Origin of the sequence: Olleya sp. R77988, from assembly GCF_044594215.1 — a bacterium.
Taxonomy (GTDB): domain Bacteria; phylum Bacteroidota; class Bacteroidia; order Flavobacteriales; family Flavobacteriaceae; genus Olleya.
The window spans coordinates 542,173-559,347 of sequence record NZ_CP138988.1; the positions used below are offsets into that span (position 1 = coordinate 542,173).

The window sequence follows — 17,175 nt, forward strand, 5'->3', positions numbered from 1 at the left end:
CTCGAAAAAAGAAAAATGAGTCGAAAAAAATGGACATCTGAAAAAATATTCACTCGACTGCTGAATAATAAAACGCAAAAAACTTTTTGGGAAAATATTAGTGAATTAAGAAAGAGACCAAACAAAGAAGTCTATAATCAAGCATTTAAACTGGCTAGTTCTGAAAGGGATAAGGAAAAAATTATTGGAATTTATGTGCTAGCACAATTAGGCTTTGACCCAAGATTTCAACAAAAGAAAACAGTAGACTTATATTTCAAACTATTAGAAAATGAAAAGTCACCAAAAGTGATATCTGCAATTTTATCTTCAATTGGTCATAATAACGAAAATATTAATGAAAACAGGATTTCAAAATTAGTTAAATACAAAAACCATAGTTTTTCAGATGTTAGATTTGAATTGGTACTTGCGTTATCTTGTTTAGAAAATGAAAATGCTATAAGAACTCTTATAGAATTAAGTCAAGATAAACATTCTGATATTAGAAATTGGGCAACTTGGGCACTAGGAACACAACTCGAAACTGATTCTGAATTAATCAGAACTGCTTTATGGAATAGAATCTCGGATAAAGACGAAAGTGCAAGATTCGAGGCTATTTCAGGCTTGGCTCAAAGAAAAGACAATCGCATAACAGAAATTCTAAAAAAAGAGCTTGAAAAAATTGACAATTTTGGTTCTCTAATTTTAGAATCAATCGTAAAGTTTGACGACAAGAGCTTTATTCCTCTCATAAAAAAACAAATAGAAACAAATAGAAAAGCAAAAAAAGTAAATGAAGATTGGCTTGTTGACACTATTAATGAACTAAATAAATAACGAACGCACAACACCGTGTATAATTAATTGCTTTGGCAAGTGCTTATCTGGAAAATTCCTTCGGAATTTTCCCTGGTTCGTATTTGTTTACTAAATTAGTTGCTTAACCACGCAACTAACCATACACAAACACGTTGTGCGTCATTTGAGAAACAGTATGAAAACAAATTTTGAAATTGAAGAAAATTATGCAGTTCTATTAAATGGAATTCATATTGACTTGCATAACAATTTTGAATTTAAAGAAATAACTGAATTTAAAAATGACGTGCGAATTGAATTTACAAAATCAACTGGAGATTGGATTCACGAAAATGAATTTGAAAAACTGACTTTTTTACACAAAAATGTTACGTTCAAAAATTCATCGAATGGAGATAATTCGGAATTTCCAGAAGACGAAAATACATTAAGCGGAATTACATTCTTTCCCAAATCAACGCGTGAAATAAATGACGGATTTATGGAACATAAAAAACCGAATGAAAATGATGATATAATTTATCTTTTCGAAAACGGAAAAATGTTTCGACTGAATTGCGAGCGGATTGAATTAATTGCGGAAAATAAAAAAACGAACGCACAACACCGTATATAAAAAATTGCTGGTATTGTGCTAAATCAAAGGTCGTTGCACGTTTGCTACGTCTGAATTTCCTTCGGAAATTCCTCGCACGCAAACCCGCAACTTTCCATATACAAACACGTTACCGTCCATTGAACCACTCACACTGGAAAAAAGAATATTATTTGGCTGTACGAAATTGAAAATTCAAACAATCGTCTGCACTATTCTATTTACGACTGTAGAATGAGCAGTGAAACGGTTATTTTTTTGGTCTTTTAAGGTTTAAATGATTTGGTCGGGAATTTCCAATTTCTGATAATCGTCTGTTTATTTGAATTAACTTAGTAAAATGAGCTTTAAAACGGATTATAAAATCGTGATTTTGGAAACGTAAATGTAGAATCGTGATTTTAAAAACGCAACTACTGAACCGTGATTTTAGAAACCTGAATTTGAAAATGAAAAAGCAGAAACGTGATTATAGTAACATGAGTATAGAATCGTGATTTTAAAAACGTGGATACAGAAACGTAATTGAAAAACTGATTTGAAAAACTGAATGAAAATTTGATCTGAGAATTATAAAAAACCAGAACAAATAATAAAAAAATCAAAAACGGTCGGTAACAAAATGTATAATTTATTGCTTAGTTTTGTCTGTGCTTATGAAATCCTGCGGATTTCGAGCCAGCTACGTTAATCTTTAGTAATTTAGTAGCTTAAAATCGCAACAAACCATACACAAACCGTTACCGTCCATTGAACCACTCACACTGGAAAAAAGAATATTATTTGGCTGTACGAAATTGAAAATTCAAACAATCGTCTGCACTATTCTATTTACGACTGTAGAATGAGCAGTGAAACGGTTATTTTTTTGGTCTTTTACGGTTTAAATGATTTGGTCGGGAATTTCCAATTTCTGATAATCGTCTGTTTATTTGAATTAACTTAGTAAAATGAGCTTTAAAACGGATTATAAAATCGTGATTTTGGAAACGTAAATGTAGAATCGTGATTTTAAAAACGCAACTACTGAACCGTGATTTTAGAAACCTGAATTTGAAAATGAAAAAGCAGAAACGTGATTATAGTAACATGAGTATAGAATCGTGATTTTAAAAACGTGGATACAGAAACGTAATTGAAAAACTGATTTGAAAAACTGAATGAAAATTTGATCTGAGAATTATAAAAAACCAGAACAAATAATAAAAAAATCAAAAACGGTCGGTAACAAAATGTATAATTTATTGCTTAGTTTTGTCTGTGCTTATGAAATCCTGCGGATTTCGAGCCAGCTACGTTAATCTTTAGTAATTTAGTAGCTTAAAATCGCAACAAACCATACACAAACCGTTGTAATGCATTTGAGAACAAAAAAAAAGAAAACACAATATGGCAGCATTCCACTATGCATTTAAAGTAAAAGATATAGAATCAACAAGAAAATTCTATGTTGATATTTTGGGCTGTAAAGAAGGCAGGTTTACAGAAACTTGGCTTGATTTTGATTTTTTTGATAATCAGCTTTCAGCGCACATTAGTGATGATTTTCCCGAATTAGACTACTGTGGTAAGGTAGATGGGATTAGTGTTCCAATTCCTCATTTTGGGTGCTTACTGGATATGGATGTGTTTGAAAGAATACAAAAGAAACTAGAATCAGAAAAAATTGATTTTGTTGTTAAGCCGCAAAAAAGATACCAAGGAAAAGTAGGCGAACAACTGACAATGTTTATTTTTGATTTTAGTGGTAATCCTTTGGAATTTAAGTCATTTTCTAACCCTGACGAGATATTTAAGTAATATGAACACATTTTTAGAAAAAGAATTTGGCATCAAAATCCTGAATAACAAGATATTTGATGGTTTTGATAGCAAGAACTATCATATCTATACTTAACTAAACTCTTATCCTTTTTATAATAAAGAACATTATGATATTAAACTATCACACTATTCTATAAGAGATTTAGCATGAAATTCTCTTTATCAATTTGACAAAAGACATTAAACTCAAAAAGCCGCATCACGAAATATTCTCCTTTAAATTTTTTAGAAAATGACGCAAGGAGATATTATCATTAGAAGTACTCCACACGGCAAACAGTTCTGTCTTTTGTTTTATTTTTTTTAGCTCTATGTATTTGACCTTACTGTTGTGGACATCCTTTAGTGAATTAGGTATTATAGAAACACCTAGACCACTCTCTACCAGTTTGAAGATGGTCGGGCCATGTATGGAACGGTGCTTTATTTGTGGTGTAAAATCATGTTCATTACAAAGATTGAGAATCTGCTGATAATACAAATCGCTCTGATTATTGGGAAAGAGTATGAAGGATTCATCTTTTAGTTGTGCAATGTTTTTAAAGTTCTTCTTATTGATGGGATGATTATCTGGAAGAACCAAGGTCAAATTTTCTTTAAATACAGATATATTTTTCATATCCTTTAGGTATTTTTTGGACCTAACAAAACAAATATCCAATTGTTTTTTATCCAATGCATCCAACTGGTTCTTATTACTTAACTCTTCTAAGTGGAATTTTATTCCGGGACACTCATCACTAAATCTCTTGATGACCTTTGGGAGAAAGGTGTACATTGCTGATGCAACAAATCCTATTTTTAGTATTCCTTCTCCTCCTTCGACTCTATATCTCCAACGCTCCATTGAGGTATTCAGTTGATTAATTATAATAAGAGCTTCCTCCCTAAAAAACTCACCCGACTGTGTTAAGGCTACCTTCCTATTGTGTCTCTTGAATAATTTTTCTCCCAGAAAAATTTCTAATCGTTGTATTTGCTGACTCAGAGCTGACTGAGAAATAAACAAATTTTCTGCGGCCAACCTATAATGTAAACTATCCGCTAAAGCTAGAAAATATTGCAGATGTCTTATTTCTATTTGATTAGTCATTCTTATTAATTGATTCACAATATTAATTGTTACTAATGTAAATAACTAATAATTTTGCCTCAACTTTAATTAGTAACAATTAAATCCTATTACTAATTACGGTCAATATTTCAATCAATAATAAATAATCCATAAAATATGACAGGTAATACATTGGGTTTAGATAAAATATTAAATGCTCTTTTTACACCTTATAAAGAAAGGGTGCCAGATGTTAATAAGATTACCCAAGCGATGGTAGCGAAAGGACTCATCAATGATGATTCAGAAATTCTTAATGATCATATTGCATTTAGAACTTTAGGTGTACCTCACTTAGGCATTGCTTCTTTTGAAAAAATATTTCTGCATTATGGTTATAAAAAGAAATCTTCATATGTCTTTGATAAAAAGAAATTGGATGCATTCTGGTATGAGCCTCCATATAGTCATTACCCTAGAATATTTCTTAGTGAATTGAGAGTTTCGGATTTATCAAAGCAAGCTCAAAATATAATATCCAAATACACCTCTAGCATAATAACTGATCCTGTAGATGCCATTGATTTAAATGATTACGAAAAAGTAGGTTCTTTTTTCTATAAGCCTCTGTGGAAATTACCTAGTAAAGAAGATTATCTATTACTGCTAAAAGAGAGTGAATATGCTGCATGGGTGATTTACAACAGATACTATTTAAATCACTATACAATTAGTGTACATGAGCTTCCAGGTCAGTATAGCAAGCTTGAGAACTTTAATACTTTCCTAGAATCTATAGGTATCACTCTAAACACATCAGGTGGAATAGTAAAAACTAGTAAAGATGGTCTATTGAAACAGAGCAGCTCTGTAGCAAAAATAATTAAAGCCAAATTTGCTAACGATGAAGAACACATGATTTCTGGCAGTTATGTAGAGTTTGCAGAAAGATTAGTACTTCCTGAATTTAAATCTATACCAAAGAAAAAATTGACCAAAGAGCACAGAAGGGATGGCTTTGAGTCAGCTAATGCCGATAAGATTTTTGAAAGCACTTATTTAGAACAAACCACTAAAAACATTAATTAAAACCTAATAGCAATATTAGATTTAAACTATAAGAGCAGTTTAATAGATTGAGGTTTAACGAATCTAAAAAGAGAACAGAATCTAATTTACCATGTAAAGTATGAAGCTTAACATATAATTTTTAATACATAATTAAGTGGCAGAAAGCGTTTAGTCAACTCCTCGCTTAATTATAAACCGTTTTAGTATGGATATTACAACTAAATTAAAACTTGTCTTAGGAGATGAAAAGGTTCTTACTGATAAACAGTTAGAATCTAGGTACAATCACATCTGGACAATGAACACCGCATTAAAAGCTAAAGCCTATGTTTTACCTAGCACTACAGAAGAAGTTGCAATTATCTGCGAGACCTGTTATAAATATAAGCAACCCATGGTTGTTTTTGGTGGACTAACAAATCTAGTTGGCGGCACAGAAACCAATGGTGATGAGGTTGTTATCAGTATGGAAAAGATGAATAAGGTCGTATCCTTAGATCATGCAGGTAGAACTATGACCGTGCAATCAGGAATTATTTTAGAAGAAATTCAAAACCTAGCAAAGGAGAATGATTTATTTTTTCCGTTGAGTTTTGGAGCTAAAGGCTCTTGTCAGATTGGCGGCTGTATTTCTACCAATGCAGGGGGTATACGAGTGCTGAAATACGGAATGACCCGTCAGCTTGTTTTAGGCCTGGAAGTTGTGCTACCTAATGGAGAAGTAATTTCATCACTAAAACAAATGCTAAAAGACAATTCTGGTTATGATTTAAAACAACTATTTATTGGTGCAGAAGGTACCTTAGGAATAGTGACTACAGCAGTATTAAAATTAGAAGAGATACCGGTAAGCAGAAATAGTGTATTCTTAGCATTTAGTCAGTTCGAGAAAATAATTCGTTTCTTAAAACTAGTAAAGAAAGGCCTTGGTGGTCAATTAAGTGCTTTTGAATTTATAGAAAGAAGCGCTTATGAGACTTTAACCAATAATGAAAGTATGTGGAAACCTCCAATTTCGCATGGTTATAACTATTACATACTTATAGAGACCACAGGAGGTCATAAAGAAAAAGATGCAGCATTATTAGAAGAGCTGTTAGAAAACACAATGATCGAGGATCAGTTATTTGAAGATGCGGTTTTTGCATACAAGCATAGCGACCTAGAGTGGTTCTGGAATATAAGAGAAGATGTAAGCATTCTCGCTAATATATATAAATATGATCAGCACTTTGATGTCAGTTTGCCTTTAGTACATATGCAGGACTACATCACCCAGGTAAAGCAAGAACTCGAATCGATAGCTGAAGTCGATGAATGTTTTGTATTTGGACATTTAGCAGATGGTAATATGCATTTTATAGTAGGTAAATCATCAAATAGTGTAGTATTAAAAAATGAGATTAATGAAATTGTCTATTCGTCTTTAAAACATTGGGGTGGTTCAATTTCCGCAGAACATGGCATAGGGCTTCACAAGAAGAACTATTTATCTTATTGTCGTGAGGAGTCTGAGATTGAACTTATGCGTACCCTCAAAAAGACTTTTGATCCAGAGCATTTACTAAATACTTCTAAAATTTTCTAGAAAAAAGTAAGTTCTTGAAGCATTTGGTTATTAGTCTTTTTCAATAGATAAAGTTTGCGTTATTTACCCCAATGGTTATATTTAATTTTTATAATAGAAATTTATCAAAAAAAGTTTAAGAAAGTTAACATATTGCTACAATGAATTTCAAATAAATAACAACGGATTATTTATAAAATTCTATTACATTTCAAGAATTATATGAATAAAATAGAAAGCCAAAAGAGTATTGGATAAGGTATTTCAATACTAGAGATATAAAAAAACATTTAAATAAATGAACACTTTCCTAGAAAATGAATTTAGTATCAAGATTCTTAACACCAAGATACTTGATGGTTATGATAACAAGAACTATCATATTACTACTGAAGAAGAAGAATTCATTTATAAGACCTATACCTACTCAGAAGCGCTAAAAGATACGGTGGAAGCAGAGAATGAAGTACTGCTCTACTTACAAGAAGAATTTGACTCGCTTATTCCAAATCCTGTTCCCTTTAAAGACAATTCTTATGTAAAAATAGTAGACTTAGATAATGATAAAGTAATTTCTCGTATGCTTTCCTTTTTAAAAGGAGAATTTCTTGGGAAAGCAAAACACACACCCGCTTTATTTGAATCTTTAGGGACTTTCTTGGCAACACTAGATATTAAATTAAAAGACTTAAAAAACTACACCATTCAAGCCAGAAAATGGGAATGGGATATCCAATATTTCGATATAAACAAGAAATATATTAGCGATATTCCTGATGCAAAAGATAGAAACGTAGTGCTCTATTTTTTTAATCAATTTGAAGAAATTGTAAGACCTGTTATTCCCGAACTTCGAAAACAAGTCATTCACAATGATGCTAACGAATGGAACATCCTCGTTAAAAATGGTGAAATTTCAGGAATCATTGATTTCGGAGATGTTGCTCATACTTTTTTAATTAACGAATTGGCTATTGCTATAACCTATGGGTGTTATGACAAAGAAAATCCGTTAGACTGGGCTGTTATAATTATTAAAGCTTATCATCAAGTACTGCCAATAGAAGAGAAAGAACTAAAAATTCTGTATTACCTCATAGCCGCAAGACTTTGTACTAGTGTATGTAATTCAGCACACGCACTACAAGCAGACCCTGATAATATCTATGCATCTGTAAGCGAGAAGTCAGCTTGGAAAATGTTATATCGTTGGCTGGCAATAAACCCAATCAAAGCTGAAAATGAATTTCGAAAAGCAGCAGCCTTTTCAAAACTAGAACAAACCCCTGTCAATGAGATTCTTGAAAGAAGGCTTCAACATATCAGCCCTATATTGTCATTGAGCTATAAAAAGCCTATTCATATGGTTCGCTCAGCGTTTCAATATATGTATGACGCAGATGGGAATACTTTTTTAGACGCATACAATAACATTCCGCACGTAGGACATTCACACCCAAAAGTGGTAGAAGCAGGTAAAAAACAAATGGCTAAATTGAATACCAATACAAGGTACCTTTTTGACGAACTAGCCATATATGCTGAAAAACTATTGGGTCATTTTCCCAATAAGTTGAACAGGGTATTTTTTGTCAATTCTGGAAGCGCAGCTAGTGATTTAGCTATTAGAATGGCGAATAACCATACATGTTCAAAACATATGATGGTAATGGAGCTTGGTTATCACGGTAACACACAAACGTCCATAGAAATTAGTGATTATAAATTCAATAATCCTAAAGGTAATGGTCAAAAAAAACACATTATTAAGACTGCTATACCAGATACCTACAAAGGAGTTTATCAAAAAGATAATTCCAATGCTGGGCAGCTATATGGATTAGATGCAGTAACACAAATTAAAGAGAGTATTGTGCCAATTTCTGCCTTCATTAGTGAGCCTATAGTAGGTTGTGCAGGTCAAGTACCACTTCCAAATGGTTATTTAAATGAAGTGTACCCAGCAATAAGAGCACAAGGTGGAGTCTGTATTAGTGATGAAGTACAAACAGGCTTTGGACGACTAGGTCAACACTTTTGGGGATTTGAAGCATCTGATGTAATACCAGATATGGTCATACTTGGGAAGCCAATAGCAAATGGTCACCCAATGGGAGCTGTGGTTTGTACTGAAGAAATTGCTGCATCTTTTGAGAAAGGTGTAGAATTTTTTAGCTCATTTGGAGGCAATCCAGTTTCTTGTGCTATAGCTACTGCAGTATTAGATGTTATAGAAGAGGAAGGATTGCAAGAGAACGCTAAATTAGTAGGTAAACATTACAATTCACGTTTAAGAGCATTAATGAACAAATATCCTTGTATTGGAGATGTTAGAGGTAGCGGATTATTTATTGGTTGCGAAATAGTAAAAGATAATTCTAAAGACCCAAATACAGAACTAGCTAGTCATATTAAGAATGAATTACGCAGGAAACACATATTGATAAGTACAGATGGTCCTTTCGACAACATTATAAAAACTAAACCTGCCTTATGTTTTAGTAAAGAAAATGCGGATTATGTAGTGAACGCAATTGATGAAATATTAAAAACGCATTACAACAATGTATAAAAATAATAGCGGTTTAATCGCAAAAAATAAAGTAAGTAAATATAAAAAAGGTCTGTGTTTAACCGAAAAATTAGTGCGTGCTAATCCGCTACTATTCTTATACGAGACCGTTGTGCCTAATTTGAGAAAATGATTGCGGAAATAAATAAAGCTTGGAATTGGAAAGGATTTAACGCAACCGAAATCATTCGCACGAATGAATTTGGAAACGTCATTTTCAAAACGGACAAAAACGAATATTGGAGAATCTGTCCCGAAGAAATTAGTTGTGGAAAAATTGCGGAATCAGAATCTGAATTTAAAAAAATCTCATCTGACTCTGAATTTACAGAAGATTGGGAAATGACAAACCTTGTGAATATTGCGAAATCGGAACTTGGAGAATTAAAAGAAAACGAAAAATATTGTCTGAAAATGTCGGCTGTTCTTGGCGGAGAATATGAAAAATCAAATCTTGGGAAAATTAGTTTTGCGGAATTAATTGCTTTTAGCGGAGATTTAGGATTTCAGATAAAGGATTTGAAAGACGGACAAAAAATAAAACTGAATATAAAAAACTAGGCACAACAATGCATATATTTTATTGCTAGGTTCTAGCCTGCTTACGAATATTCCTGCGGAATATTCTATTCGGTTTTGATTTGCTAACTTAGTGACTTAATCACGCAACAAACCATATACTAAACCGTTACCGTCCATTGAACCACTCACACTGGAAAAAAGAATATTATTTGGCTGTACGAAATTGAAAATTCAAACAATCGTCTGCACTATTCTATTTACGACTGTAGAATGAGCAGTGAAACGGTTATTTTTTTGGTCTTTTAAGGTTTAAATGATTTGGTCGGGAATTTCCAATTTCTGATAATCGTCTGTTTATTTGAATTAACTTAGTAAAATGAGCTTTAAAACGGATTATAAAATCGTGATTTTGGAAACGTAAATGTAGAATCGTGATTTTAAAAACGCAACTACTGAACCGTGATTTTAGAAACCTGAATTTGAAAATGAAAAAGCAGAAACGTGATTATAGTAACATGAGTATAGAATCGTGATTTTAAAAACGTGGATACAGAAACGTAATTGAAAAACTGATTTGAAAAACTGAATGAAAATTTGATCTGAGAATTATAAAAAACCAGAACAAATAATAAAAAAATCAAAAACGGTCGGTAACAAAATGTATAATTTATTGCTTAGTTTTGTCTGTGCTTATGAAATCCTGCGGATTTCGAGCCAGCTACGTTAATCTTTAGTAATTTAGTAGCTTAAAATCGCAACAAACCATACACAAACCGTTGTACACAATACCCCAAAAATGCCGAGAATCGAACTTCAAACTGAAATAAAAGCTGATAGAAATATCGTGTTTGACTTGTCACGAAGTATCGATTTGCATAAAATATCGACCGAACAAACTAATGAAGAAGCAATCGCAGGAAAAACAAGCGGATTAATCGGACTGAATGAAAGCGTAACTTGGCGAGCAAAACACTTTGGAATTTATCAAAAACTGACTTCCAAAATAACAGAATATGACCGACCAAAATACTTTGCGGATGAAATGGTTAAAGGAGCGTTTGCGGAATTTAAACACGAACATCATTTTTCGGAATCGAATGGCGGAACTTTAATGACCGACTTTTTTGATTACAAATCGCCTTTTGGAATTTTAGGAAAGTTGGCTGACAAGCTCTTTCTCAAAAAATATATGACTGAATTACTAACTGAAAGAAACCGAATTGTAAAAGAGTTTGCGGAATCTGACAAATGGAAAGAAGTGATAAAATAAAAAAAGTACTGTGTACAACAATGTATAACCGCAATTACGGCGGATTCGACTACGTCCGAATCCACTCGGAATTGCTAAGGCTAGTGTTTAATCCGAAAATAATCGCTAATTTAACCCGTAACTGACGGTTATACGAGACCGTTGGCAACAAGCTGAAAAACATTCAGATTACCAATGTCGCTTTTTTACAATCATACAATACTCTTCTTTTTAATATTTGCATTGTAAAACATATCAATATGAAAAAAGTAATAGTAGTACAAGCAAGTGTAAAAGAAACTAAAATAGAAGAATTTTTAAAATTAGCTAAAACTATGGTTAACGAGAGTATTTCTGAAAGTGGATGCTTAACATATAAGCTATCAAAAGATGCCTATAAGAAAAATGAATTCTTTTTCTATGAAAAATATGAAAATGAAAAGGCTGTTGAAAAGCACAATTCATCTGAACATTTTAAAAATTTCATAAATTCTGTAATACCTCTGTTAACTAAAGAACCATTAATAGAAAACTTTAATGCTTAAGAACAAATCTTATAAACCAAGTTCATTTCTTTCAAAATATATAGACAGATTTTACACTTTTGAAAAATCGAACTCTGAATATTTCGAACTTCCTTCCATACTTCCAGGAACTGGATTAGAATTAGTGTTTTATTTAGAAAACCCTTTATCTGTTAATGAAAAAACACTTCCAAAATCACACACAATTTGTCCAAGAAGCATTCTGAATTTTGACAAAGAAAAAAATGTGTCATTTTTATCTGTAAGATTTAAAAGTGGAGCTTTTAGGCATTTCACATCAGTCCCTTTTTCTGAATTAAACAACAACTATTTTTCTGTTGAAGATTTATGGAAGGAAAAAGGGAGAGACTTAATGAAGAGACTTGAACACATTTCAGGAATTCAGAACAAAATTGAAGAAATTGAATCGTTTTTGATTAATAATTTTAATGCATATCATAAAATTGAAAACGATAAGTGGGATTTAATTGTGGACGAATTGTATTATGGTTTTGACAGTAATACAATAGAAATACTATCCAAAAAAGCCAATTTAAGTCTACGTCAATTTGAAAGAGGTTTTAAGTCTCAATTTGGAATAACAGCTAAAGAATTTCAGAAAATTACACGATTCCAAGATGTAGTAAAGAAAATACTTCTCAATAGAAAGACTGATTATTTAAGCACTATTTTAGATAACGGATATTTTGACCAAAGCCATTTTATTAAAGAATTTAAGTCATTAACAAAAAAGACACCTTTGGAGTATTTTATTAAAGAAAATTTTGAAAGTCATTTCTATCATAAGTCCGTTAATAAAAAGCCAGTTGCCAACAAGGTATAAAAAACATAGGGCGTTTGTGTTAAACCGAAAGGATTGTGTTTATTTACTAAGTCGCCAAATATAAAATTTGGCATTTACTAAAAATGATAAAAGCAAAATATTTATATTTGGCTTAGTACCAAACCGAAACGTATCGCCTATCACCTGCCCTACGTTTCTTATACCAAACCGTTACCTGCAATTATGAAAATGATACTGCAAATAATAATCATATTACTATTAACGAGCTGTTCAAATGAAAAATTGAATGACAACAATCAGCTTACAATAGATGAATCAATAGATTTCGATTTGGGAATTTCGTTTCCGCCAGTTGCAGACGAAGAACAGCGAATATTTACAGCACCATTATTAAATGACTTAAACGTAAATTCTATTCGTATTGGAGAAGATTGGAGTTTTAGAGAACCTTTTGAAGGTCAATTTAACTGGGAGCCACTTGATGAAAGAATTAATTGGGCTGAAAATAATGGAATTGATTTACTTTTAACAATACAATCAAATGGTCCAGATTGGGCTTGTGGCTCACAACAAAATGGAAATTCTTGTGTTTTTAATGATAATCAGAAATTCAAAAACTATATTGAACAACTTCTACAACGCTATCCAAATAGAATATCTAAAATTCAGTTCGGAAACGAATGGCAATCAGATTTTTGGTACATAGGTAGTGAACAGGATTTTGTTACTGTGAATAATATTGTTTACAATGCAATTCAACAATTTTCACCCCAAACAAAATTTGTTTTAGGTGGGTTTACTGCAATCTCTTTAAGATTTTTAGCAGGTTGTAATGGCGTCATTGATGAATTTTATGACGATGAAGGAGTTTTATACAACAGAGAATTTTTAGATAATAACTGTAATAGTCAGGAAATTCAGTCAGTCGTAAACCGAATTGACTATGTTTTACAAAATGCACTTTACAATGAAGTTGATATTCATCTATATGATGATGCAGAAAACTGGAGAATATATTTTAACAATTTTAAAACGATGGTTAACAAACCGATTATTATTACCGAGTTTGGAGGTCCAAATGTTAATATAGAACCTATTTCAGAAACGTATCAAAGTGAAAGGTTAGAATATTACATTAGAACGATTGACAGTTTACAAATAGAAGAAGCATATTTTTTTAAGTTAGTGGAAGGAACTAACAATCCTGCTCACTCTGAATCTGGATTAATTAACAATCCTGAATTGACTAAAAAACTGAATTATTTCACTTTTAAAGAATTAAACAATCGATAAAATAACTGCAGGTAACAAAGTATAAAAAACATAGGGCATTTGCGGCTTAACCGAAAGTTCTGTGAATATTTACAAAGTCCGCTAAATATAAAATTTGGCGTTTATAGTAGAAAAGATAAAAGCAAAATATTTATATTTAGCTAAGTAATAAACTGAAACGATAGTGTATATTAACTGCCCTACGTTTCTTATACGTAGACGTTACCTGCAATTGCGGAAACTCACTCAAACGCAAAAAATTTCAATCAAAAACTGCTGATTTTTTTGCCAAACAAAACGCTGAAAAACTTACTCAATTGTTGAATTTCACTCAAACGGAATTTCAGCTTCTTTGAAAAAAAAGTTCGTTTAGTTTTCGAATTTTTTTTTTGAGTTTTAAAACATTAAAAACGAAAACACTCAACTGCGGAATTTTACTCAAACGGAATTAATTTCTGATCTAATTAATTGTGGAATTCCAACTGTTGTGCTGAAAATTACTCAAACGGAATTAAATTGTGTGCGAAAAAAAGGCAACCGAAATAAAACTGCAGGTAACACTGTATAAAAATAATTGCTTATTTTAGTCTAATCTAAAGGTAGTTGCGTTTTTGGCTACTGCTGATTTTCCTGCGGAAAATCTGCCTCGCTCAAAAACGCAACTATTCTTATACAAAACCGTTACCTGCAAGCTGAACAAAAAATCCCGAATGACACAAACTTCATCGAAAATTATAAGTGTAATGTTTGGATTAATTGCCATTTACTTTACGGCAAAATTAATTCCCGATAAAAGCCAACGGACTGAAACCGCACTTAACAAGGAATATTCATTTACAGGAAAAATTAATGTATCTGAAAAATTTACAACTGACTTTGAGTCATCTTATGGAATTGATATGCAATTAGTGAATGCAAATCATAACGGAATTGCAGATACAATTTTACCAATGGAATTTGACATTAAAATCCTCGAAAAAGGAAAACCAATTGAATTATATGGAGATTACGAAAATGGATATTTAATGGTTAATGGAAATGCTCAACTGACAAGTTTTTTAACCAAAGAAAATACTGAATACGAATTAAAACTAAACATAAAGGACAATAACTCTGAAAAGAAAAAAATTAAAATAAATATTGCTACAAATGTTCCTGCACCATCCTATGAATTAATGTTTGAAAGAGAGTTTAAATGGGTATCTTGGACAATAGACGGAATAATAATCGGAATTGCATTAATTACTGGATATTTTGGATTTAGAAAAAAAGCCAGCAGGTAACAATGTGTATAATTCATTGCTAGTTAGAGCCTACTTACGAAAGTCCTCGCGGACTTTCTATCTGTGATTTATTTGCTAACTTTAGTGCTTAAACACGCAACGAAATCATACACTAACCCGTTAGGTGCAATATGAACTCAACTTTGTCTGAAAATAATTTTGATATAAAACTAAAGGAACATTACAAACTTTACGTTCCATTGAAAGACAAAATTTTATTTGAATCTGAATTACATAAAAGCGGAATAAAATATTACGCTGACATTAATGAACAACCATTTGGAGATTCAATAAGATATTTTTTGTTGGATTCGGATATGCACAATGTTGACCGAATTATAATTGAACACGAAATTGTGGCGAATACGGAATCTAATCAGATTGGAGATTTTAAGGACGAAAAAAAAGTAATGAAATTATACGTTGCTGTCGCTGGAGCAGTAATCGGAATTATAATTCTGATTGCGTTAATTGGAAAAATAGTTAATTGAGTTATGGCAACACACATTTGCCCAAAATGCAATAAAGATTCTTTCTTTTGGACTGTTGACGAAGAAATATCCGAATTTACAATTTGGGGATGTCATCAATGTAAGTACGAGGCATTTGAAAACGAATCGGACGAACGGAATTGCAAAAAATGCGGAAAGAAAACTGAATCGAAACTTAAAGATTCCGAAAAAGAATATTGGTGGTGTTCGGTTTGTAACAATATCAAAATAATAAAATACTGCACCTAACAAAGAACTGAGTTAAAAAACAAGCGATTTTAAGTTAATTTTGAAACAAAGTTTTCATCATAAGGTAGTCCACTTTTAGCTATTGCAAAAGCTTGTTTTAGTAGTTTATTTGCGACTGCTATTAATGCTAGTTTTTTACTCTTTCCTTTTGCTACAATTCGGTCAAATAAAGCTTTACAGGCTTTGTTATATTTATAGGCAGAAAACGCTGCTAAAAAAACTAAATTCCGAAGCTTCTTATTTCCTACTTTACTTATTCTGCTTCGTCCTCTTACGCTACTTCCTGATTCCCTAATGGTTGGTGTTATTCCAACGTAACTACAAAGTTGTGATGCAGTTTCAAACTTCTTAAAACCATCTGTGACTACTATTAAAAATAATGCAGTTTTCATCCCTATTCCTGGTATGGTTTGCAATAATGTTAATTGCGCTTGTTGTTCTTGTTTTACTAATTCTAAAAGGCGTTTCTCTAAATGTAAAATCTCTTTCTTTAAATGCTTTAAGTCGCGATTTAAGGATTGATAAACCGTTTTTGATGGTATTCCTAAAGTGTTCTCGCCATGAATTTTATTTTTTGTGGCTGTACTTTTTTTAACGTAACTATCCAGTAATCTAAACAGCTGTAAGCATTCTGCTTGCACATCTGTTAGCCCATTATACAATGGAACCTCGTTAATGGTTCCGTACTCACAAATGGATTTTGCATCGCTCTTATCGGTTTTTACTTTTGCTAATTTCATCTGGATAAAGCGTTTTACAGATAATGGATTAACTACAGAAACTAACACTCCATTTTTATACAAAAACTGTGCTAATCTGTAATGATAATAACCTGTAGCCTCCATGACTACTAATGCCTTTTTGGGTAAACTTTTTAATAACTGTTTAAAGCCTTTTTCATCATTTTGTAATTGATAATGTCCTTTTGTTTTACTGTAGACATCAAAAACATTTTTACTAATGTCAATACCATAAAATTTTTTATCTTTAGTCATAACAACTTAAAATTTGGAAAGAACAGAAGCTACTCACATTTCAACAACTTAAAATCGAGATCTAGGTCTCACAGAACTGAACGAAGTTTAAGTAGTAAAAGAGAGAGGATTATCAATGTTGTCGAAGTCTAAAGCTTCACCGTGTATAGTAATCTTATTTCTCTCTTTTGTTCTTTCTGATTAATACTTAAATTTAGTGAATTGCAAACTTAAGACGTGTATAATTAATTGCTTTGGTCGTTGCCTATTTGGAAAATTCCTTCGGAATTTTCTCGCGTTCGTTTTTGTTTACTAAATT

Annotated in this window: 15 protein-coding genes; 13 read left to right on the forward strand and 2 right to left on the reverse strand. The window is 31.9% G+C overall.

The features are described 5' to 3' along the window. Positions 1 to 15: 15 nt before the first annotated feature. The 3 genes from SJY17_RS02455 to SJY17_RS02465 all read left to right on the forward strand — a co-directional run bounded on the left by SJY17_RS02455 (position 16) and on the right by SJY17_RS02465 (position 3,199). The gene (locus tag SJY17_RS02455) at positions 16 to 822 is read left to right on the forward strand and encodes a hypothetical protein (RefSeq protein ID WP_397363856.1); all 807 of its coding nucleotides are present in this window, start codon (positions 16 to 18) and stop codon (positions 820 to 822) included. A gap of 157 nt (positions 823 to 979) precedes the next feature. Beyond that, a complete protein-coding gene (locus SJY17_RS02460; protein WP_397363869.1) occupies positions 980 to 1,420 on the forward strand; it encodes a hypothetical protein in 441 nt (146 codons plus the stop codon). A gap of 1,368 nt (positions 1,421 to 2,788) precedes the next feature. Continuing rightward, positions 2,789 to 3,199, forward strand: coding sequence for a VOC family protein (locus SJY17_RS02465; RefSeq protein ID WP_397363871.1), 411 nt, complete (start codon positions 2,789 to 2,791; stop codon positions 3,197 to 3,199). Positions 3,200 to 3,422: 223 nt separating this feature from the next. Here the strand turns inward: SJY17_RS02465 and SJY17_RS02470 are convergent, their stop codons facing one another. Then, on the reverse strand, positions 3,423 to 4,316 hold the full coding sequence (locus SJY17_RS02470) for a LysR family transcriptional regulator (RefSeq protein WP_397363872.1): 894 nt from the start codon (positions 4,314 to 4,316) through the stop codon (positions 3,423 to 3,425). 138 nt (positions 4,317 to 4,454) lie between these two features. Here SJY17_RS02470 and SJY17_RS02475 point away from each other — a divergent pair, with 138 nt between their 5' ends. The 10 genes from SJY17_RS02475 (at position 4,455) to SJY17_RS02520 (ending at position 15,633) form a co-directional block, all read left to right on the forward strand. Beyond that, complete coding sequence (locus tag SJY17_RS02475) at positions 4,455 to 5,366, forward strand: DUF1338 domain-containing protein (RefSeq protein ID WP_397363874.1); 912 nt, start codon at positions 4,455 to 4,457, stop codon at positions 5,364 to 5,366. A 187-nt stretch (positions 5,367 to 5,553) separates the two neighbouring features. Then, positions 5,554 to 6,936, forward strand: coding sequence for an FAD-binding oxidoreductase (locus SJY17_RS02480; RefSeq protein WP_397363875.1), 1,383 nt, complete (start codon positions 5,554 to 5,556; stop codon positions 6,934 to 6,936). Positions 6,937 to 7,213: 277 nt separating this feature from the next. Beyond that, positions 7,214 to 9,487 carry an aminotransferase class III-fold pyridoxal phosphate-dependent enzyme gene (locus tag SJY17_RS02485; protein ID WP_397363876.1) on the forward strand — a complete coding sequence of 758 codons (2,274 nt, stop codon included), beginning with the start codon at positions 7,214 to 7,216 and terminating at the stop codon, positions 9,485 to 9,487. 129 nt (positions 9,488 to 9,616) lie between these two features. Further along, positions 9,617 to 10,048, forward strand: a complete 432-nt coding sequence (locus SJY17_RS02490; RefSeq protein WP_397363877.1) for a T6SS immunity protein Tdi1 domain-containing protein — start codon at positions 9,617 to 9,619, stop codon at positions 10,046 to 10,048. Between the two features lie 757 nt (positions 10,049 to 10,805). Then, entirely contained in the window at positions 10,806 to 11,279 is a 474-nt protein-coding gene (locus SJY17_RS02495) for a cell division protein (protein WP_397363878.1), read from the forward strand. Between the two features lie 239 nt (positions 11,280 to 11,518). Further along, positions 11,519 to 11,803 (forward strand): putative quinol monooxygenase, encoded by a 285-nt coding sequence (locus SJY17_RS02500; protein WP_396601658.1) that lies wholly within the window; start codon positions 11,519 to 11,521, stop codon positions 11,801 to 11,803. Continuing rightward, positions 11,796 to 12,626 (forward strand): helix-turn-helix domain-containing protein, encoded by an 831-nt coding sequence (locus SJY17_RS02505; protein WP_396601659.1) that lies wholly within the window; start codon positions 11,796 to 11,798, stop codon positions 12,624 to 12,626. Before SJY17_RS02500 ends, SJY17_RS02505 begins: the two co-directional genes overlap by 8 nt. Before the next feature lie 183 nt (positions 12,627 to 12,809). Next, positions 12,810 to 13,880: a glycosyl hydrolase gene (locus SJY17_RS02510; RefSeq protein ID WP_299797095.1), complete on the forward strand. Its 1,071-nt coding sequence runs from the start codon at positions 12,810 to 12,812 to the stop codon at positions 13,878 to 13,880. A 689-nt stretch (positions 13,881 to 14,569) separates the two neighbouring features. Beyond that, the gene (locus SJY17_RS02515) at positions 14,570 to 15,142 is read left to right on the forward strand and encodes a hypothetical protein (protein WP_397363879.1); all 573 of its coding nucleotides are present in this window, start codon (positions 14,570 to 14,572) and stop codon (positions 15,140 to 15,142) included. Positions 15,143 to 15,273: 131 nt separating this feature from the next. After that, on the forward strand, positions 15,274 to 15,633 hold the full coding sequence (locus SJY17_RS02520) for a hypothetical protein (protein WP_397363880.1): 360 nt from the start codon (positions 15,274 to 15,276) through the stop codon (positions 15,631 to 15,633). A 278-nt stretch (positions 15,634 to 15,911) separates the two neighbouring features. Here SJY17_RS02520 and SJY17_RS02525 read toward each other — a convergent pair whose 3' ends face one another. Next, on the reverse strand, positions 15,912 to 16,877 hold the full coding sequence (locus tag SJY17_RS02525; protein ID WP_397362254.1) for an IS110 family transposase: 966 nt from the start codon (positions 16,875 to 16,877) through the stop codon (positions 15,912 to 15,914). Positions 16,878 to 17,175: the final 298 nt, after the last annotated feature.